The sequence below is a fragment of the Erythrobacter rubeus genome (assembly GCF_014705715.1).
GTDB classification, from domain to species: domain Bacteria; phylum Pseudomonadota; class Alphaproteobacteria; order Sphingomonadales; family Sphingomonadaceae; genus Erythrobacter; species Erythrobacter rubeus.
Genome location: NZ_JACXLC010000001.1, coordinates 340,910 through 360,966, shown reverse-complemented (window position 1 = coordinate 360,966; position 20,057 = coordinate 340,910). Strand labels below are relative to the sequence as shown.

Annotated in this window: 14 protein-coding genes and 1 pseudogene; 5 read left to right on the top strand and 10 right to left on the bottom strand. The window is 56.7% G+C overall.

The annotated features are described in order from the left end of the window. From fghA to IB285_RS01820, 3 genes are all read left to right on the top strand, one after another. Positions 1-846, top strand: a complete 846-nt coding sequence (gene fghA / locus IB285_RS01830; RefSeq protein WP_190786567.1) for an S-formylglutathione hydrolase — start codon at positions 1-3, stop codon at positions 844-846. A gap of 235 nt (positions 847-1,081) precedes the next feature. Beyond that, a complete protein-coding gene (locus tag IB285_RS01825) occupies positions 1,082-2,533 on the top strand; it encodes a GMC oxidoreductase (RefSeq protein ID WP_190786566.1) in 1,452 nt (483 codons plus the stop codon). A 16-nt stretch (positions 2,534-2,549) separates the two neighbouring features. Next, positions 2,550-2,996 (top strand): hypothetical protein, encoded by a 447-nt coding sequence (locus IB285_RS01820; RefSeq protein WP_190786565.1) that lies wholly within the window; start codon positions 2,550-2,552, stop codon positions 2,994-2,996. 152 nt (positions 2,997-3,148) lie between these two features. Here the strand turns inward: IB285_RS01820 and IB285_RS01815 are convergent, their stop codons facing one another. The 9 genes and pseudogenes from IB285_RS01815 to IB285_RS01775 all read right to left on the bottom strand — a co-directional run bounded on the left by IB285_RS01815 (position 3,149) and on the right by IB285_RS01775 (position 14,408). Beyond that, complete coding sequence (locus IB285_RS01815) at positions 3,149-3,604, bottom strand: (2Fe-2S)-binding protein (protein WP_190786564.1); 456 nt, start codon at positions 3,602-3,604, stop codon at positions 3,149-3,151. Between the two features lie 15 nt (positions 3,605-3,619). Further along, positions 3,620-6,004 carry a xanthine dehydrogenase family protein molybdopterin-binding subunit gene (locus tag IB285_RS01810; protein ID WP_328705832.1) on the bottom strand — a complete coding sequence of 795 codons (2,385 nt, stop codon included), beginning with the start codon at positions 6,002-6,004 and terminating at the stop codon, positions 3,620-3,622. Between the two features lie 273 nt (positions 6,005-6,277). Beyond that, positions 6,278-7,261 (bottom strand): phytanoyl-CoA dioxygenase family protein, encoded by a 984-nt coding sequence (locus IB285_RS01805; RefSeq protein WP_190786563.1) that lies wholly within the window; start codon positions 7,259-7,261, stop codon positions 6,278-6,280. 54 nt (positions 7,262-7,315) lie between these two features. Beyond that, positions 7,316-8,650: a TylF/MycF/NovP-related O-methyltransferase gene (locus tag IB285_RS01800; RefSeq protein ID WP_190786562.1), complete on the bottom strand. Its 1,335-nt coding sequence runs from the start codon at positions 8,648-8,650 to the stop codon at positions 7,316-7,318. A gap of 751 nt (positions 8,651-9,401) precedes the next feature. Next, a pseudogene (locus IB285_RS01795) lies at positions 9,402-10,112 on the bottom strand (IS6 family transposase). 74 nt (positions 10,113-10,186) lie between these two features. Then, positions 10,187-10,453 carry a hypothetical protein gene (locus IB285_RS01790; RefSeq protein ID WP_190786561.1) on the bottom strand — a complete coding sequence of 89 codons (267 nt, stop codon included), beginning with the start codon at positions 10,451-10,453 and terminating at the stop codon, positions 10,187-10,189. Positions 10,454-10,455: 2 nt separating this feature from the next. Beyond that, the gene (locus IB285_RS01785; RefSeq protein ID WP_190786560.1) at positions 10,456-12,042 is read right to left on the bottom strand and encodes a PepSY-associated TM helix domain-containing protein; all 1,587 of its coding nucleotides are present in this window, start codon (positions 12,040-12,042) and stop codon (positions 10,456-10,458) included. 27 nt (positions 12,043-12,069) lie between these two features. Then, positions 12,070-12,297: a hypothetical protein gene (locus IB285_RS01780; protein ID WP_234033029.1), complete on the bottom strand. Its 228-nt coding sequence runs from the start codon at positions 12,295-12,297 to the stop codon at positions 12,070-12,072. 80 nt (positions 12,298-12,377) lie between these two features. Continuing rightward, positions 12,378-14,408 (bottom strand): TonB-dependent receptor, encoded by a 2,031-nt coding sequence (locus tag IB285_RS01775; RefSeq protein WP_190786558.1) that lies wholly within the window; start codon positions 14,406-14,408, stop codon positions 12,378-12,380. A 434-nt stretch (positions 14,409-14,842) separates the two neighbouring features. Between IB285_RS01775 and IB285_RS01770 the strand changes: the two genes are divergently transcribed. Next, positions 14,843-17,503 (top strand): TonB-dependent receptor, encoded by a 2,661-nt coding sequence (locus IB285_RS01770; protein ID WP_190786557.1) that lies wholly within the window; start codon positions 14,843-14,845, stop codon positions 17,501-17,503. Continuing rightward, complete coding sequence (locus IB285_RS01765) at positions 17,503-18,885, top strand: alkaline phosphatase D family protein (protein WP_190786556.1); 1,383 nt, start codon at positions 17,503-17,505, stop codon at positions 18,883-18,885. The genes IB285_RS01770 and IB285_RS01765 overlap by 1 nt, the downstream gene beginning before the upstream one ends. Before the next feature lie 81 nt (positions 18,886-18,966). On the opposite strand, the gene IB285_RS01760 is transcribed toward IB285_RS01765, so the two are convergent. Beyond that, positions 18,967-19,968, bottom strand: a complete 1,002-nt coding sequence (locus IB285_RS01760) for an AraC family transcriptional regulator (RefSeq protein ID WP_190786555.1) — start codon at positions 19,966-19,968, stop codon at positions 18,967-18,969. Positions 19,969-20,057: the final 89 nt, after the last annotated feature.

The following is a 20,057-nucleotide window of genomic DNA, read 5'->3' as shown; positions in this document are numbered from 1 at the left end:
ATGGCACTCGAAACCGTTTCCGTGGCGCGCAGCCATGGCGGCGTGCAAGGCGTTTACTCGCATGCATCCAGTGAAACCGGCACCCAGATGACCTTCGCTGCATTCGTTCCGGAGCACGCAGCAGGCGAAAAGCTGCCTGTGCTGTGGTACCTCTCCGGTCTTACCTGCACCCACGCCAACGTAATGGAAAAAGGCGAATACCGCGCCGTCTGCGCCGAGCACAGGATCGTGTTTATCGCTCCCGACACCTCTCCGCGCGGCGACGATGTCCCGGATAGCGCAGAGGAATACGATTTCGGCAAGGGCGCGGGCTTCTATGTCGATGCGACCGAGCAGCCCTGGGCCGAGCATTACCGCATGCGCAGCTATATCGAGCGCGAATTGCCCGGCATTATCGCAGACAACTTTCCGGTCGACCTAGAGCGGCAATCCATAACCGGACACTCGATGGGCGGGCACGGCGCGCTCACCATTGGGCTCAGAAACTATGAGCGGTTCAGGTCGATCAGCGCATTCAGCCCTATCGTTGCGCCCAGCCAAGTCCCTTGGGGTGAAAAGGCCCTCGGCCGGTATCTCGGCAACGATCGCCGGGCGTGGCAAGAATACGATGCGGTCGCCCTAATCAAGGACGGTGCGCGTCACGACCGTATCCTGATCGATCAGGGAACCGCGGACGATTTCCTCGAAGAGCAATTGCAGACCCACCTTCTGGAAAGCGCCCTAAGTGATGTCCAGATGGACGCGACCATCCGGATGCAGGACGGCTATGACCATTCCTACTTCTTTATCTCGACATTCATCGCCGAACATGTCGCATGGCACGCAAAGGCGCTGAGGGAGCAGTGAGGCGCGAGCCGCCCGCGCGCCTGTGACCGTGGCGGCGTATGAACGCCTTCGGTTGATCGAGAGGTCCGCTCAAGCCGAACCGCACTTTGCGCGCAGTCCCAGTCGTCTCCGGTCTACCGCTTTAGGACAGGTTGAGGCGCTAGACCGAAAGAGCTAATATTTCCTCCAGTGTGTCGCAAAAACCCGATCGGGGTGGAGGCTGATTAGTCGGTCTCGGGGTATGTTGGGACACGTCATGGAAATCAGTGTCGTCCGCGCGAGCGCAGTCGAAAGCCACCACTGGGACGTGATCGTTATCGGTTCGGGCTTCGGATCGCTGTTTTTCCTCCAAAACTACCTCAAACGAAATCCCAATCAGCGAATCCTCGTCCTCGAATGGGGTGCGCATCACACCCAGCGCTGGCAGATCGATCAACAAAAGAACTCGGCCATCGATCACAACGCGACGATCGAGAACGAAAGCAAGAAAGACTGGAATTTCAGCATCGGACTCGGCGGGGGGACGAATTGCTGGCAGGGCATGGCTGCGCGCATGCATCCGCACGATTTCGAGCTTCAGTCACGGTATGGCGTCGGTTTCGACTGGCCAATATCCTACGACGACATCGCAGATTATTATACCGCGGCCGAAGCCCTCATGGAAGTTGCAGGAGCGAGCGATGCAGGTAGGGTGTTCCCCGGTTCAGCGAGTTTTCCGCAAGCGCCGCATCACCTCAGCACCACAGAGCGGTTGATCAAGAAGGACCGCCCGGACACTTTCTTCGCCGCTCCTCAGGCCAAACTGACGCAGGGCAAGAATGGTCGCGGAGCGTGCTGCAATAACGGCACCTGTTCATTCTGCCCTACAGGTGCCCGGTTCTACGCAGTCGAGGGGATGCGCGACCTCTGGGAAGCGCCGAACCTATCCATCTGCACCGGCGCGAGGGTCCGGTTGATCGAGGCAACCGGGGCGAATGCCGAAGCCGTCGTGTTTGAAAGCGAAGGCCGCGATTTCCGTGTGAAAGGGGATTTGATCGTCCTTGGAGCGAACGGGATACATTCGCCATTTATCCTGCAGCAATCGGGTATACTTGATGGCGGCCCCGGCAAATATCTCGGCGAAAAGATGCTCGCCTTTGTCGAGATCATGCTCGACGGGATCGATCACTTCGACGGCGGCACTGCGACAACCGGGTTCGAACTGAGTTACATCGATGGTCCGCACCGGTCGGAGCACGGAGCAGTGCAGTATTGGACCAACAACAGTTTCCTATGGGGCGGCCTACGGCTCGATCCTCCGAACAGGTACAGAGAAGTGCTCCCGATCGGGATCACTGTCGAAGACTTGCTGTATGAAGAGAACGCAGTCGTCGATGAGGGAGGAGACATTCCCGTTGTGCGGCACGGCGGATTTTCGGATTACGCGCATAAGGGCCTCGACTTTGCGACCAGCAAGATTCCCGAAGTGTTTTCCTCACTGCCTATCGAAAGCGTTGAGCTCCGCCGGATCTTGCCGACGACCGATCACATTCAGGGGTCTTTGCGAATGGGCAGCGATCCGGCCATTTCTGTGGTCGACAAGCGGCAGATACACCAGCGCCTGAGGAACCTGGTGGTCGTCGGAACTGCGGTATTTCCGACGACCAGTTGGGCTGTGCCAAGCCTTACCTGTGCAGCGATGTCGCTGAAGCTGGGCAATGAGATTTGAGACCGGGAATGCTGCGATGACAAACACCTCGACATGGACCACGCGCCGCAAGATCCTCCTTGGAATAGGCGCGAGCAGCCTCGTGGGAACGGCGATACTCGGCGGCAGGATTGCTTATGCAAAACCGGAGGACCTTGTGAGCTTCATGACCAAGCGCGCCTTGCCGAATGCGAACATTCCGGATCGAATACTGAAGGAGTTTTCGGCCGATTACGTCTCCGGTCTTCGGGCAAATCGCCTGGAAAACCTCAACACGCTGGTCCTGCTATCGGCTGGACTGACCGCAGGCGGTATCGATGCACTTCTCAGCTCGACCGAAAAGTACAAGAATTTTCGGCGCACAGCAGTCACGCAGTTCATGGTGCGGTCCAATTTCTTCGCGACCGAGGGCGGGAAAACGGCACCTTTGGAGTATTATGGACGACTGACATGCGGGCTAAATCCCTTTGCTCGCTTCGGTTGAAGCAGCGCGCATGGGAGGTCTGCATGGCCAATTTTGAATAGGTGCTCTGGGAAGCTTCCTCCTCACCGATATCTGTGTGAATATCCTTTCGGGAATGGGTGAGACTTAGCGGCTCACCCACTCAAGATTCAGAGCCAATATCCTGTTCCGGTTCACGCCCGCGATGCAGCTTCCTTGATGGCGCGGCGGATGCTCATATAGGTGGCGCAGCGGCAGATATTGCCGCTCATCGCGGTGTCGATGTCTGCATCCGTCGGGCTGGAATTCTCCGCCAATAATGCGGTCGCCGCCATGATCTGACCGGACTGGCAGTATCCGCATTGCGGAACGTCGTTTTCCACCCAGACCTCGCGTATCGCGTCGGCGGCAGGCCCTTCCACACCCTCGATCGTCGTGATTTCCGAGCCTTCGAGTGAATCGTGGGGCAATACGCACGAGCGTGTCGGCGCACCATCGATATGGACGGTGCACGCACCGCATTGGGCCACGCCGCAGCCGAATTTGGTGCCGGTCATCTTCAGATGATCGCGCAGCACCCATAGCAGCGGCGTACCTGGTGCGGCATCGACCGTCTCGTCCTTACCATTGATTTTCAGTGTCCTGGCCACGTGTGCTCTCCTGGATCAGGCTGTTTCAGTCTCGGGCAATGAGAGCCTGCTGCCTCTCGCCCCAATAATTGGTAAAGTCCGGATCCGGTGCCCGGTCGCATTGAAGATCGCGTTGGTGAGTGCGGGCGCAGCAGGCGGCGTCGCCGGTTCACCAATACCCGCTGGCCGGGTGTTCGACTGGATGATCTCGACATCGAATTCGCGCGGTGCCTCGCCCATCCTCATTACCCGCCAGGACGGGAAATTGTCCTGCACAACCGCGCCGTTTCGCGCAGTGATCTCTCCATACAGAGCGTTCGAAAGGCCGTAGATCGTCCCGCCCTCCATCTGTGCGCGCGCGTGCCGCGGATTGACGACCGTCCCTGCATCCACGGCAAGCCAGATACCGGGGATGGTCAGGGTCCCATCGGGGCTCACTGCCGCTTCGATCACCGTCGCGATGTAGGATAGGAATGACCGATGAACGGCGATGCCAAGGCCATGCCCTTCCGGCAGATTGCGGCCCCAACGAGCCATGTCAGCGGCCTTTTCGACTACGTTCGACAGGCGGCCCGTTTCGATCGGATAGTCCTCGATCGAAGCGTCGTAATTCGGATAGGTCGCACCTTCGTCGCCCGGATCGAACGTCCGCGCCTTACCAATAAGCTCAAGAAGGTATTCTTTCTGATCCCGCCCAGCTGCATGGGCCATCTCTGCGGCGAAGCTCTGGACGGCGAAGGCGTGGTAGATGTTGGAAACAGACCGCAGCCAGCCGATCCGCAAATGCCCCTTCGCATCACCGGATTCGACCCGCAGGTTGGGCATCGCAAAAGGCACATCGGTCGCGCCCAAACCCATCTCGCCATCGGTCGGGGTCGCCATTCCATCGGAAAATGTCGATGCGATCGGAGGGAATACCGTGCGGTGCAGATAGCTCGTACATTTGCCATCTTCGTCAAGCCCCGCCTCCAGTCGCTGCGCGCTTGCCGAATGATAGAAGCCGTGGCGCACTTCGTCCTCACGGGTCCAAGTAACCTTGACCGGCTTACCGACTTCTTTCGCGATCAACGCGGCTTCGACGGCAAAATCGGGCTTCGATTTACGGCCGAACGCCCCGCCCAGCCACGTCGCATTGACGGTGATGTTCTCCTTGTCGATCTCAAGCAGATCGGCAATCGTCTGGCGGGTCGTCTGCGGATCCTGCACGCAGGCCCACACTTCCAGCTTGTCGCCGGTCCACTGCGCGGTCGCAGAAGGCGGCTCCATGGGTGATTGCGAGAGGTGCGGCGCGTAATACTCCGCCTCGATGCGCTGGGCAGCGTCTGCCATTCCCGTTTGCACATTGCCGCGCTCACGCCGGACAGTGCCGGGACGCCTTGCCGTGCGCTTCATGGCCTCGCCAAAGCTGACGGATTCGTACCGGGCATTCGGACCATCGATCCACTCGATATCGAGCGCGTTGCGTCCCTGGATCGCGGCCCAGGTGTTTCGGGCGATCACCGCGACGCCGCCCATCGGTTGGAACAAGGCTGGCGGTTTCGCATCCCGAAGCCGAACGGTCTGCAGCATGCCCGGAACCTCAAGCGCTGCGGTATCATCGACGCTCCCTACCCGGCCGAAGACCTGCGGCGGGCGGGCGACAACCGCGTAGACCATCCCGGGACGGTCGACATCGATGCCGAATGTTCCCTGCCCCCGCGTGATAAGCGGAATGGTCAGCGAAGGGATTTCCTTGTTGATGAAGCGCCATTCGTCCGGCTCTTTCAGGTTAATCTCATCCTCAGCCGGAATTTCGAGCCGCGCGGCAAGCTCGGCCAGGTTTCCGTAGGAGAGCGTGTCGCTGTTCTGCGAATTGCTGACGAGACCTTCGGCAGCGGAGCATTCGGCCGGGTTCATTTCCCAGAACAGTGCCGCGGCTTCAGTGAGCATGGAACGCATGGCTGCACCCGCGATACGCAGCCGATGGAAATTGTACCTGACGGAGCGTGAACCATCGGTATTCTGATCGCCGTAGCGCTCGTGCCCTTCGGCCTGCACGATCTGCACCTTGTCCCAGTCCGCTTCGAGCTCGTCAGCCACGATCTGTGCCATCGAGGTCCAGACCTGCTGCCCCATCTCGGATCGGTGGCAGGTAATCTTGACCGTGCCATCTTCCTCGATCGCGATCCACAGCGCCGGGGTCGCGTCTCCACCAGCGACTTGCGTCAGCGGACTTGCGCCGGGATCGGGCAAGTCGAACGCGTTCGCATCCACATCGGGTTCTACGTAACTCGAGCATCCGGCGAGCGTCACACCGATAACGAAGAGGCCCGATCCTGCAACGAAACTGCGCCGGCTGAGGTTCGTGATCGAAGCCCCGCTGCCCTCGTCAGCTCCGGATTGCGCCTTCCCGGGGATGATCCCCATATTGCGTAGAAACACGAGACTCTCCTTTGTGCGGAGGCAGTGTAACGCCAGTTTCTACGAAGTGGTAGCGCACATAACGTGTTCGCTTTTTACTCGATGGCGCCTCGTTTGGTCCGAAAGACTGTGCATTTACGGCGCTATGCCAACGGATTTTTCGACATTCCGCAAGCTCGGCAAAAGCCAACATCCATGACAGCAACGACGTGGATCCACTTAAGTCATTGGAAAGGTGCCAGAACCTGCGATCGGGGTGAGTGCGTTGATCTAGCAAAGCCAGAAATATCTTGGCTACCTAACGAGGCTTTTGACCAACTTGCCAGCTCTCCCGACCACAGAACGCCGGAGCCCCTTACGCGAAGGATCGACTACGGCTTCGCCAAGATACGTGCTTTGTTTGGGTTTCTGATCCGATACCGAAGTGTGGTTGCGAAGCGTTAGCTGACCGATCGTTTCGTCGGAAAGAGCTGGCGTGTAATAGATGCAATCATCAAAAAAATAGTGTGTTACCTGCGACCACCTGGTGAGCGTTGGATCAAGCTGGCGACTTCCGCCGTGCAAGAGGTTCGCGCACCAGATCAATGCCTGGCCCTTGCGCGCCAGAAAGGGTTCTTCGGTCTTTTGGTACGTCTGACACAATGCCTGCCATGCATCGGCATAGGGATCTTGAGCCGAAGCGAGCTCGCTTCCGTAGCCGCGCCGGCCGATCATCGCATTCGTCATAATTGGCCAGCGGTGCGATCCCCTCACGTAAAACAAGGGCCCTGCCTCTAGAGAGACATCTTCCATCGCAACCCAAACACCGCACATGAACCTTTCGGGCAGACTTGAGAAATGGACCGCGTCGGCGTGGGCCGCCTGCTGGGTTCCAACAGGAAAGTTGAGTGTCTGAAACGGGAAAGGACGTCGGCCATACAGTTTGCCGAGTAGGTCCAGCATCTTCGGATTTGACGCAATAGCGCGAACATCTTCGTCAAAGGTCCACGCGTCCTGGATACGGCGCTCGCCTTCTGTCTTGTCTGCCGTTGGAATGTCCAAAGGTATATCAAAGCGAGGACCAAGATTCTTCTTAATCCTCTCGATTCGCGCGTCTATTTCGGTATCGGGAAAGTCGATGATCGCGAAGCCATGTGCATTGAGATCCCGAGCCAGTGCTCGTTCTTGATCCGAAAAATCGGAGAGTTCTTCGCTCTCGAATATCGGAGACTCGATGAAGGGTACACCAGGAAAGAGCGCCGAAGATTTGGTAGGCCTGTGACCAGTCTGATCTGACATCTTCAATCGCCCAAATTGTTCTGAGAAAAAACCAAACGCGTTGGTGTTCGAAAACTATTCGAACACTTCGTCGCGAAGGATACTGAGCAGGTAGGTAAGTGACTCGTGCTGCAAGACTGGGATACCTGATTCACGTGGCCACAATGCAGCGGTGTGCCCGCACAGAAAATGCCCGGTCAATGGACGGCCTAGCTCCTCAAAACGCTCAAGGACAGGCGGGATCGGATTGTCAGGTCGGGCGGAAGTGACAACCTCACCATTCTGAAACATATCGGCCACGCACTCATGACTGAACAGCGCGGCCTGGGGATCCAGCTGGTCAGCGACGACAATCAAGTCTTTAGCCGACACTTCGAGATCGACATCCATCCAAAGACACATGAGTTTCGGAGGGCGGTAGTCGCGAAAGGTGTCCGCGTAGAATCCCTTGTGAAACGTCACTTGCTCTATTGCTCCGAGACGACGCACATTTTCGGTTACTTCTTCCAAACTCCCCGCATAGTCGCCCTTGGTATATCCGCTCCCATCTGCCTCGGGCAGACCCTCGAAAGAGTCAAAAACGTGCATTCTCAGGCCGAGTTGTTGACAGGCAAAACTCAACATGGCCGAGCTGAATCCCTTGAAACATCCGAACTCGGCGAAGTCGCCTGTCACGTCATGAGAGCGAAGAACATAAAGGTGATGCGCTATCGACAAGATTTCAGAGACGGAATTGGGTTTGCCATGAAAATCCGCCGATCCGGGGCGAGCTTTCGGATTCGCGGTGGGGAAGAAACGTTCAACGAACGCGAAGTGCGCCGTAACGGCTTGCAGATATCGGACATAGTCGGCGATCGCGCGCGTCTCACGTAGCGAAGGAACGACCAGGATTTCCCGCAAGCCGTCGATAAATCGCTTCTGACCCGCCGCGGATCGCAAGTCGTCAACATAATCGGACTTAAAAGCCGCCACAACGTCAATCACAGGTGATGGAAACGGTCCCGCTACGTCCAGTTTAGTCGCTGATGCTAAACGTTCGATCAAGGCATCTCCGGCCACCTTAACCATCGCCAATTGTGCTTCGGACCTCGAGAGTCCTTTCGCCCGGGCTATCACTTTAATGTTGCTTACGCGATGCGTCGGAATTGCATCTTCAGGAACATCGAGCGAAAAGCCACTGGAGCGAGCTTGCGAATAGTCAGGCAGGCTCAATTCGACGTCCGGACGGTCTCCGCCAGTTGCCGATCTCGCGGCGAGCGTGCCATCGAGCCATGCTTCGACCTCGACATCCGCACCATCTCGCGCTGCCGCCCAGCCGCTTAACTTGCTGACAGTGTGTGCATCAAGATTGCCGCGAACCCTGCTATTTGGGCGCACGTGTTGCATAATTCTTTTAAAGGTATTCATCATCGTCGACAGGCGGATAAGGGTCCGAGGGGATTTTATTTGAGTATGCGCAGAAAGCTAAAGTAGCATCTTAGCTTTAGCAAATCTTTTAGACTCTTATTGGGCGCCGGCGGTTCTTTGGGTATGGCTGTCCAAATCGAAACGCCAGCTGCCCGTACACATCTGCATCCTTCACCTGATCCCGGCTAGGCAGCCGAGACATTTGGCGCCGTGGTCGAGAGTATAGCGAATGGGATCCTGTGCGCAAAGACCCACGGAACATGCTCGCGAAACAGAGAGAATTCGTGAGGCTAAGACCACTGTCTTCGCCGGGAGTCTGTTTGGCGGAAACGGAGGGGCACTTACGCCGATCTACACCCGAAATTGCAATCCTTAGACTGTTTGAGGAGGCGCTTCTGCCGGTATGTCAGCAAGCACGCACGCCACGGGGAAGATCGGCATGCCACCTTGACCTGCGTGCACCTGCAAAAGAGGTTGAGCGAACGGTTTGCGCAAGATCTCCATGCATCCCGAGTAGCTTTAGATCAGGATCGACCGCGCCGCATTTACTGATCCTACGACTGCGCTCGTATCAGACGTACAGTGCTACGCGATATTCGCCGACAGCAGCGACTGACCTGTTGGAGTAGTCTGCCTCCACTTAGACTGCGGCAAACCTCGTGCTTCTTGTACTCGGAATAACGGTCCCTGAATCGGAAAGTGGAGACGACTGACCAGACTGGACTGTTACAGTCTTCTGGCGGGTGTTGTCATTTTAACGCGAACTCGTCTCCGCTAGAGCTGCGGAGCGGGTGGTCTTATATGTCTGTCGGTCGATGAGGTGACGGTCGGAGCTGAAGTGGTTGTGGACGTTGGCAAGGACGGAAGCGAACTTCCGGAGAGACTTCATCCTCCTGAAGCGCTGCATCACCCGTTTTCGTCGCCTGAATGGTAAGTGTGAATTCTCCACCCGGTTGTTCGCCCAGCGACCGATTTCTTGGCGATCTTGGTTTCCAAGTTCGCTCAAGGCAGCTTTGTAGGATGGCAGGCCATCGGTGGTGATTGCCTCGACCAGTCCGTGGTTCTTCAGCGCCTTCTTCATGAAGCGCTGAGCCGCTTTCTTGTCTCGTTTCTTGGTAACATAGCGTTCGAGCACCTCGCCCTTTAGGTCGATCGCTCGCCGGAGGTAGTGGGGCTCTCCATTGATCTTCACAAACATCTCATCGCGTTGCCAGCGCCACTGCCTGAGGCCGTGCATCCGGTTAATCCGCTGCCAAGTGATATCCGCTGCGAGCATGTGAGCAAATTTGTTCCACTAGAAACGAACCTTCTCATGGCCAATGTCGATACCGCGCCTGGACAGCAGATCCTCGTCGTTCCGCAAGCTCAGCGGAAAACGGATATACATCATCACCACAAGCCGAATGACCTCGGACAATGAGTTGAAGCGCTTGAGCGGACTCGCTGATTTGCGGTGCCGAGCCATGTGTACGCCGTACCCTCGCCGCCTCATTTCGCAACAGATGTATTTAGTCTGACGACATCTTCGCGAGCTTCTAGCTACGTTCGCGACAAGGGCGCAATAACAAGCAGCCATCCTAAAACCGTTATAGCAGCGAACCAGACAAAGAATGCCGCTGCATCACCGAGCGCCAGCAGCACAATACTTGGCAGGATCGTGAAAGCGACCAGAAACGGGCGTAGCGCATCTTGTCTTGGGTCTGCGACCATCCCGAAACTTCGCCGTCTCTTTGGATCGCGGAGCATTAGGCAAAAAACTCCGATAAGGCTGAATGCGACCGCGAGAATGGACAGGATGAGCGTCATTGCTACTCCGCCGGAACAGTGGCTTCTTGAGCGACTTCGATCGTTCTACCGCGCCATAGCCGAAGCGGCTTCAGACACGATGCGCCAGCGATGCCGAATATGAGGTCCAACATAACCACAACCGGATCGATGGGCGTAATTATACCCCAGCCATCACCCATCGTTACCATTCGCAAGACTGGAAGCAGCAATAGCAAAGTGCCAAGCATTTGCCGATAGAGACGCGCCAGATTGGCCTCGTCCAACCGAGCCAAGAAGCCCAGCGCGATGGGGGGAAGGCAACCCACTATAAAGCCAAGCGTCGTCGTCATTTGCATCGCGTCAGTCGGCACGCCGACGAAGAAGCCAAGGGCAGCTCCCGTCAAAGCGATAGGCAATCCGTATCCCATTACAGTGATGACGCGCCCAAACCCGCGCCAAAGACGGTTTTCTGCGCGCCGCTGAACCCAAAGGCGCATACCGCTCAGGGTGACGAAAGCCATGGCAAAGCCAAGCGAAACCCAGACGAATTTGGAGATAAGGCCTGCAAAGGAACCGTAGTGAAGCGCACTCATAAGGTTGAAGCCGACATTGCCTGCTGACGGTACGGTGCCTAGCACGGGTTTGGTATTCAGGAACTCGCCGTTGGCACCGCTGTAAACGAGATTCTGGGCTTCGATGCTTCCTTCAACGGGAGCGTGAGTGGTTGTCACGATTGCGTCCGCGCGGCCATAGTGGCTGATCGCGATAAAATCGGGAACGGTGCCAGCTCTCGCAGTCGAGTCGACCACAATGCGATCAAGATCGCCAAGAGGTGTAGGCGTCTCATCACCTTCCGGCATCTCTCCCAGCATCGTTGAAAACATCGCAATCTGATCACCACCAAAGGCGGTTTTCGCGACGATAGGCAGGCCAAGGGCACCAGCGAAGCTCAGGAACGATCCGGTAAACGCCAACACGAAGGCGAAGATCAGGCTCCAGCTTCCTGCGAGTACGTGGCGATCTCGCTTGTGTAGCAAGGCGCCGCTGTATCGCGGGGCGACGAAGATATCCTTCAGCAGGTGACGGTGAACCAGAAGCCCTGTCCCGGCGGCAAGAAACATGACCAGTCCAAGAATTCCTGTCGCGTACAGGCCCCAAGGTTCCGGCAAATGAAGATTGACGTGCAGATCGATAATAAAGTGATCAAGCGCGCTCAGCGGGTCGGTCCCGAAGAGCTCTGAGCCATACCCTTCCCGCCGCATGATTTCTTCGCCGGTCGAGGGAACGATCTCAACCATCTGACCCAGATCATCAGGAACGCCCGATGCGTTCATGGCATGAGTATGAAAGAAGACGATTAAGTGCCCCGCCGAATTGGGGTAGATACTGACGTCCTCGGAATATTCGGGTTTCACGGTCTGAGCGATGGCGGTCACGCGCTCGTGCAGGCCAGGTCCCAGCGCGTCGCCTGCGTCCTGACCACCCGCCGACCAGCGCCCAATCTCCATGGCCATGACGGCGACAGCACCCGTTACGATCACGACATAGAGCACGAGGCCCAATATGGTGCCGGACCACCCATGGACGGCGAGAAGACGTTTGGTGCGTGCTTGTGAAAGTGTGATCATGGCTTGTGCCTCTCGTTCCTTGCGCGCCTACCAACCGCCCGAACTGTGGGCGATTGCCGCCTTCACCAACGTGGCGGCAATCAACACGATCGCAGCGCGCGGCATGTTTTCCTCAAGAAGAACATAGAAGAAGGCGAGCGCCCACCACGCGGGCAGTGAAATCAACGCGAAAGCGAGATGGTCTACACCGGCGGCTCCTCTGGGAAACCAAACCGGCATGGCCGCCATCGAGACAACAGCAAATATAATGGCCATAGGTCCGGCCAAGACCCACCGGAGTACCAGCGATGTGGTCAGTTTGCGTGAGGGCGCCTGGCTTTGAGCACTCGTCTCCATCACTCAAACGCCACTTGCAGACCAACACCGAAACGGATGGGATCGGCGAGGGTCGCGAAAGGAACCGGTGCGTCGAGAGCCAGATCGGTTTCGATATCGCTATCGAATAGATTCTCGGCAAATGCGTAAAGCGTTACGCGGCCAAGATCGTATCGAGCGTTCACATCCACGACAGCATAAGAGTCAACCTCGTTCACCGGGACATTATCGCCGGTGCTGAAGTAGGAATCGACGTAGCGTACCTGCCCCGAGAGGCGCAGCTTTGACGTGGCATCGAAAGAAGCTCCAGCAAATCCGGTTATGCCCGGTGCTGCACCGAATTCGAACGTGCCGAACTGGCCGGGCGAGACCAGTTGCCGAAACTCAGCTTCCAGCAGGCCGAGGCTGCCGAAGAGTTCAAGGCGATCGGTAACCTTGTATTCCGCGGTCATCTCCAGACCGTAGGTTTGCGCGCCGTCGACATTGGCGATGTTGAAAAGTGGCGTCCCGAGGCCGAGCGTCTCATCGAACCCGACAATCGATACCGTCTGGAAATTGTCGTAGTCCGAAAAGAAGATGTTCCCGTTAAGTGTTAGACGGCCATCCAGAAGGACGGTCCGCGCAAAGGCATCGAAAGTCCAAACCGTCTCTTCGTCAAATTCCAGTATCTCACCCGTGAAAGAGTCGACCGTGACGCCTCCGGGGTTGAAACCACGGCTTGCGGATACGCCGACACGGACATTTTCCGAAACATCGTAGGCCAATTCCGCCTTCGGCAAGAACGCATCGAACTCCGCCTCGAAATCGATCGGAGCGAAGAAGATAACACCCTCGCGGGTTTGTTCATCGCGCTGATAGCGTAAGCCCGCCGACAGTTCGAGCCGATCGGTGATGTCGTATTCGCCTTTCACGAACAGTCCGATGCTTTCCTGCTCGTCCGATATTGTCTCCTCGCCGACGAAGAAAATCGTTTGGGGCTGATTCTGATGGATGTAGAACAGGCCCGCAAGACCCCTAAGCGATCCGCCCGCCGGGTCATACGTCAGGATGGTCTCGTTGCTGACCCGCGTTCCGGACGTGGTTGCGAAAACGTCTTCGTCGTTCCCGAACTCTGTGTTGAATAGGATCTGGTCATAATCGGATACGGCGAACTGGTTTGTCAGGCGTAGACTATCGTTAAAGTCGTAGGCGACATCCACAATGGCAGTAACAGCGTCAAATGTCTCCAGCGTACCGAAAAAAGGCACTGACATGCGATCGTCGAACGGTTCGATCACCGATTCATCGGTTGGCCGATTGCCTTCGGCGTAAGACAGGGTCAGCTTGGCCTCGAGATCGGGAAGCGCTGATGGGGTCCAGAGCAGTTTGCCACGCAGCGTGACCGCTTCCAGTTCATCCAGATCCAGCGAACTGTCATTATCTGAATAGTCGGTAGCAGAGTCGGTGCGGCGGTAATCAACGGTCAGCCGGCCTGCCAATTGGTCATCGATGAGTGGCCCGGACACATATCCAGCGCTTTGGAGACTATCCAGATTGCCGACCTCGACTAATGCGCCTGCCTCAGTTTCGAATGTCGGATCGTTTGTGTAAACGAAGATAGCGCCACCAATTGCGTTTGCGCCTTGCGTTGTTGTTTGAGGCCCCCGGAAGACCTCAATCTGCTTGATATCGTAAACGGACGTCGCACCAAAAACGTATTCGAAAAAGCCTGACGAATACCCATCGACGACGGTCGTAACCCGGGGCCGCGGGCCAGCGGAAAAGGCAAAGCCTCCGACGAGCGCGCCGTTTGTATCCACACCGCGGATGATGACGGGTTGCGCAGGCGCCGGTTGAACGATGTTCGGAATTCGCTCGAGAACATCTTCGACATCGTTTGCGTAGGGCAGAGCCTGCAAATCATCGCCCGTGAATACCGATACCGAGGTCGCAGTTTCGAATTCGGTCCGCTGCAGCCTCTGGCCTCGCACGACGATCTCGTCAGTTGTCGCAGCTTCCTTCCCGACCGAGATATCGTCGGACGAAGGCGCGTCCTGCGCATGCGCCTGCACGTGCAAGCAAAGCGAAGCGAGTAGTGCGCTTGCGCCCAAAAATATGAATGCCTGATCCAAAATCGGCCCTTCCAGAACTTGCGAAAGATTCGCAATTTCAAGATGATTGCATAATTTGCGAATGATTTGCAACTGCAATATAGAAAGGGTTTGATGGAGGTTTACCGTTAGCGGCCCTGCCCTGCTTACGTAGCGAACCATCGCTCTCTAAGGCCTAAGCTGCGCTCGTCACGCTCTGACATCCAACACCTTTCAATTAGTTTGTTGCACAGTCAGTTGGTTTCCAGTTTGATAAGCAAATGGACGGTGACTCCCGCTCTTCGATTATTACCAGAACAGTCACAATTTTCATCCCATCGAAATGGAACTGTGCGCAAGCGGTAACAGTCATTCTCTAGTCAAGGACCGACTTCGATTGGAGGGAGGCTTGGCACATGCGCACTACCTGCACGCTCGCCTGGGGAGGGATCGCAGTTGTCTATATTACAACTGCTTCGAACGCTCTTGCGCAGGAAAGCGAGAGCACTATCATCGTAACGGCTCAGCGCGCCGATGAGACCGCCATCGACCGAAAACGCGAGGCGATAAATATCAGAGACGTCATCGAACGCGAAACGATCGAAAGCTTTCCGGACCAAGACATCTCCGAGACCCTCAATCGCCTGCCTGGGCTTTCCATCCAGCAGTCTGCAGCGAGAGGTTTTCGCAGCCAGTTCGTGACCGTTCGCGGCATTCAGCCTGAGCTCAACAATGTCACGATTGCTGGACAGGAGATCATCTCGACCCAAGGCGATCGCGCCATCGCGCTGGATCTTCTCCCTTCGAACGCGGCATCGGTCGTCGAAGTCTACAAGACGCTTACGCCCGATCTTGATGCCAATGCGATTGGTGGGACGGTGAATGTAATCCCGCTCAGTCCGTTCGATTTTGAAGGGACTACGTTCGATTTCCGAGCTTTGGGCGGAACGACCAGACAATTTGAAGCAATACGAAGCGACGACGCGATTACGATCAATGAGAGCTTTCCGCTGGATATCCGTGGGCGAGGGACCGTTCGGTTCGGAGCCGACGGGCAGTGGGGCCTTGCAGTTGCAGGAAGTTACTTCCAGCAAACCCTACCAGTTGTCCTCAACCAGTGCGACGACTGGCGCTTTGCCGCGGGTGATCCGGGCGAGGTGGCCGAAGACTTGCAATTCTGTGAAGGGCAGCGGCTTGAAAGCGGGCAGCGAGATATCGAACGCTGGGCTGTCAATTCGACCCTCGAATGGCAACCGACCCCCGGCGCGCGTTTGTTCATCACGGGACTGTACAATGAAAGCGAGGAGGACAACGTTTCGCTTCAGACGGAGTACAACTTCGCCGACAATTTCGAAAACGTGGTCTCCATATCCCCCGAGGTCTTCTTTAACGAGGCCGTCGAGAACGAAAAGGAGCTCGACGTCGATAACGAAACGGAGGAATTCTATTTCTTCGTCGGTGGATTCGAATTTCGGGACGGTCCGTGGTTTGTCGATGCGTCTGCCAGCTATTCGCGCGGCGAGTCCAACGAGCTGGTGCGCGAATGGTCCTTCAATTCGGTCAATTTCCCCTCGACCGCCGATTTTACCCTCTCCCGACCGTTCGCCACACCCCAAGATGCAGCAGCGTTTAATGATCCAGCGAGTTTCGAATTCGATGAGATCGACATAGAACCTACTCGAACCGTGAGCGATACGGAGCAGTACCAGCTCAATATCCGTCACTCATTTGGTGACAACGGCTTTGGAGGCTTCGTCCAAGGCGGTTTCAAATATCGGACGACAAGCGCTCTGAATGATCGTGACGAGAACCAATTCGAAGCGACGCCGGGCGGCCCCCTCGACGGCGCCACTCTTGCCGATCTCAACCTCGGGATCGATGGTGGGACCGTTTTTGGTCTGCCGATCGGGCCAACGATAAACCCTGTTACCGGCGAGGCTTTTGTCGCCGCAAACCCAGGTGCGCTCTTCTTCAACGAGGCAGCTTCCATCGACGATGCAGGCGAGTCCGATTTTCAAGTTAGCGAGGACGTCCTTGCGGCCTATCTGCTCGGGCAGTTGGATATTGGCCGGGTTAGCTTGATCGCCGGCTTTCGTGTCGAATGGACGGATACAAGATCAACGGCGGCTCTATTCAATGCAAGCGACCGAACTCTTTCGGAGCTTGTCGAGACAAACGAGTACAGCGATTTCTTGCCCTCTGCGCAGATTCGCTGGGAGCCCGGCGATGCCTTGCTGGTTCGCGCGTCTTATGGACAGTCGCTCGGACGTCCGCTCCTGCGTCAGCTCGCCGGGTTCACCGAGATTGACTTTGAAAACGAGGATATCATCTCGCCTACGCAGGTGACCATGGGCGATGTCGATCGTGGAAATCCGCAGTTGCGTCCATTTCGTTCCGACAATTTCGACATCTCGCTCGAATGGTATCCGGATGCCAATTCGGTTTTCGCGATTGCTGGCTTTTATAAAGACATTGCCGATCCGGTCTTTGGTGGATCGGTCACATTAGATGATGCGACCTTCGGCGGTATCACCTTTGACGAGGTTGAGATTTCTCAGCCGCAAAATGCAGGTAAGGCCAGTATCCTGGGCTTCGAGGCTCAAATCGATCACCGCTTCAGCTATCTACCCGGATTTCTTTCGGGCTTCGGGCTTCTCGCCAACTTTGCCTATATCGATGGCGATTTGGAGGACGTTCCAGGACGCGAAGGCCAGGTTCTCCCGCTGTTCCAACAGCCGGACTACATCGCGACGGTTTCTCCCTATTACCAATCCGGGCGGCTTACCGCGCGCATCGCCTGGAGTTACACCGGAGAGCAGCTGTTCTCCGTAAACGAAGGCATGCCCTCACAAGGCGTGGACGTGCTTGGTGATGGTGAATTCGACCTGTTTCAGGATGATCGTTGGACGCTAGATTTCCAAGTTGGCTACAGGTTGCTTGAAAACTTCGAGGTCTTCGCCGCGGGCGAGAATGTAACCAGCGAGTCCTTCGAGACGTTTCAGGGTCGGGAAGCCAATCGCGAGTCTGCCATACGCGAACCCTCGACCTATTGGTTCGGCGCTCGGGTATCTTTCTGATGCCCGTTCGCCGCGACATCGTGAAGGGAGCTGGGGCCGCACTTGCCCTTTATACTGGCGGACATATCCCAGCCAGCGCGCTTGATCGCTCCGATTTTGGCACGCCGCGATTGCTGCTTGGCCCGATGATGGGTGACACCGGCGCGGACTATGCCACCATCTGGATGATGGCGAGCGGACCGTTTTCTCTCGTCGTGGAATATGCAAGAGACGCGGAGATGACGGATGCGGCACGTGTTCCGGTCATCCGCCCTGATCCTGCCCAGGATCACGTTGTAGTCGCTCGGCTGACAAGCCTTGAACCTCTGACAGAGTATTTCTATCGTGTTCTGGTCGAAGGCGAGCGAGACCGATATCGGCGCGGCATGCCGCTTGGCAAATTTCGCACTGCGCCAGCTGCAGGCAGCGAAAGCGCCTTTTCGCTCGCATTCGGATCATGCGCCCGCATACAGCAGGACGCCAAACAACCGATTTGGAACGCGATTGCGGACGCGAAACCGGATTTCTTTCTATGGCTCGGCGATAATATCTATGCGGACAGCCGCGACCCTTCTGTAATCGCGCTCGAATACCACCGGCAGCGCGGGGTTCCATCTTACCAGCGTGTCGGCCGCGATGTTCCGCAGCTCGCTGTTTGGGATGATCATGATTTCGCTCTCAACGATCATGATCGCACCAATCCAGTTAAGGTTGAGGCGCTGGAGGCTTTCAAGCGCAATTGGGCCAATCCATCCTATGGCCTCGCTGACGCTCCAGGAGTCTTCTTTCAAAAAACCATCGGAGCGGTCGACCTTTTCTGTCTAGACAGCCGTTACCATCGCGATCCCAATACGCAGCCCGACCGCCCTGGGAAGACACTGCTCGGCGAGAGACAGCGAGAATGGCTGATGGATGGGCTAAAGCAGAGCAACGCCATCTTCAAGGTGCTGGCATGCGGGAGTGGCTGGACCACCGCTAAAGGGCCCGGCGGCGACAGCTGGGCTTCTTTCCTTTCGGAACGTGACGAACTGCTAAGGTTCATTCGCGACGAGCGGATCGAAGGCATCATCCTAGTGTCCGGCGATACGCATGTCGCCGAGTTTAATTGCATCCCGCAATCGGTCGAAGGCGGCTACGACCTTTTCGAGTGCGTAAGCTCTCCGCTTGCGCAGCGCCCCTCGCAAAGCTGGCTCGAGCGTACGCCCGACATCCGAATGGTCACCCCATACAATATGAGCTCCAATTTCGGCATGCTGGATTTTGATTTTGACGGACCATCGACTGCGACGTTCTCAGTCCGCGACCTATGGGGAAGGCAGGCATGGCCGCCCTTCGTCATCGCAGAAGATATGCTCAAGATGGGAGTCACATCTTGGCGTGAGCTCTCCCGTCTTTCCGCATGACGAGCCGGTTTCCGACCTTTGCTCGACAATGCCCGGTCGTGGCGCCATTTCAGGCCCAGTAGTCAAGGTGGTCGCCACAGTTTATTGCTTCGCCCGAAACTCGCTGGGGCTTGCGCCTGTCAGTTTTCTGAAGGTCGTCGAAAAGTGGCTCGGCGATCCGAAGCGATAACGGTCGGCTATCTCCGCGATCGTCTTTCTTGTGGATCGCAGATCGTGTTTCGCGGCATCGATGCGGCTTGCCAGTAAATAGGCATACGGTGTTCGGCCGGTTGCCAATTTGAAAACGTGTACAAGGATCGTCGCATCGCGTTCGGCTGCCCGGGCAATGTCGGCCAGACTGACAGACTGCGTGAGGTTGGACGCTATGAACTGTATGGCTCGGCCTACAACTGCGTCGTCGGTCTTGAAGCGGTTTGGTAGCATCTGATTGCCGACGGATGACCAGCGCAGCAATGCTCGCATGATCGTATCGTTCACCAGAGCTTCGGCGGTGAGCTTCGAAAAGACATGCGGTGCTTCGAACAATGCCAGCAAAGCCGACTGGATCCGGTCCATCCGGGGCCACCGGCATGGTTTTCCCATTTCGACGAAGACCGGCGCACCGCCGTCAAGAATATCCGATACGAGTATATCCAGATAGTCCGGAGAGAAATTGAGGCCGATGAGACGATGCGGTGATACGCTTCCGCGCTCGCTCAGTGCCTTGCGGTAAAGACCTGTCCCTGTCGGAGCGAAGCTGGTCGTGTATTGGCCGAACTCCCAAAGCTCCTCGTTCTGGCCGTTGACGCGCATCACCGAGCGTCGATCATTGAAATTGAAGTCGATCAGGTGCCCGCGTGCATCGAACTCAAGTTCGAAGTCTTCGCCGCAAAGATATGTGAGGTCGAACCCATCGAATTCGATCCGCCTCAGATTGTCTGATTTCCAGGCGCCTGGCGGACGTCCTTCCTTGAAAGGTCTCCCATGACGGTCCCCGATCGCATCGATCGACAGCGGCTCGGCCACATCGGGATGCACCATTTGTGCTGGATTGGGACGGCTCGGATGCACGACGCTCTCCCACAAAAGTGTGAGACCTTTCAATATTTGAAAGATGCTGCACCGTCGTGACGTTTTGGGGTCATAGCCGTGTCTTAGCCCGCTTTTCACGGGAACCATCCTGTGGGGAGTAT

Excerpts from the sequence above, each read along its gene's own strand:
- fghA (WP_190786567.1), top strand. The coding sequence starts at position 1 with ATGGCACTCGAAACCGTTTCCGTGGCGCGCAGCCATGGCGGCGTGCAA.
- IB285_RS01825 (WP_190786566.1), top strand. The coding sequence starts at position 1,082 with ATGGAAATCAGTGTCGTCCGCGCGAGCGCAGTCGAAAGCCACCACTGG.
- IB285_RS01820 (WP_190786565.1), top strand. The coding sequence starts at position 2,550 with ATGACAAACACCTCGACATGGACCACGCGCCGCAAGATCCTCCTTGGA.
- IB285_RS01805 (WP_190786563.1), bottom strand. The coding sequence starts at position 7,261 with ATGTCAGATCAGACTGGTCACAGGCCTACCAAATCTTCGGCGCTCTTT.
- IB285_RS01800 (WP_190786562.1), bottom strand. The coding sequence starts at position 8,650 with ATGATGAATACCTTTAAAAGAATTATGCAACACGTGCGCCCAAATAGC.
- IB285_RS01790 (WP_190786561.1), bottom strand. The coding sequence starts at position 10,453 with ATGACGCTCATCCTGTCCATTCTCGCGGTCGCATTCAGCCTTATCGGA.
- IB285_RS01785 (WP_190786560.1), bottom strand. The coding sequence starts at position 12,042 with ATGATCACACTTTCACAAGCACGCACCAAACGTCTTCTCGCCGTCCAT.
- IB285_RS01780 (WP_234033029.1), bottom strand. The coding sequence starts at position 12,297 with ATGGCCATTATATTTGCTGTTGTCTCGATGGCGGCCATGCCGGTTTGG.
- IB285_RS01770 (WP_190786557.1), top strand. The coding sequence starts at position 14,843 with ATGCGCACTACCTGCACGCTCGCCTGGGGAGGGATCGCAGTTGTCTAT.
- IB285_RS01765 (WP_190786556.1), top strand. The coding sequence starts at position 17,503 with ATGCCCGTTCGCCGCGACATCGTGAAGGGAGCTGGGGCCGCACTTGCC.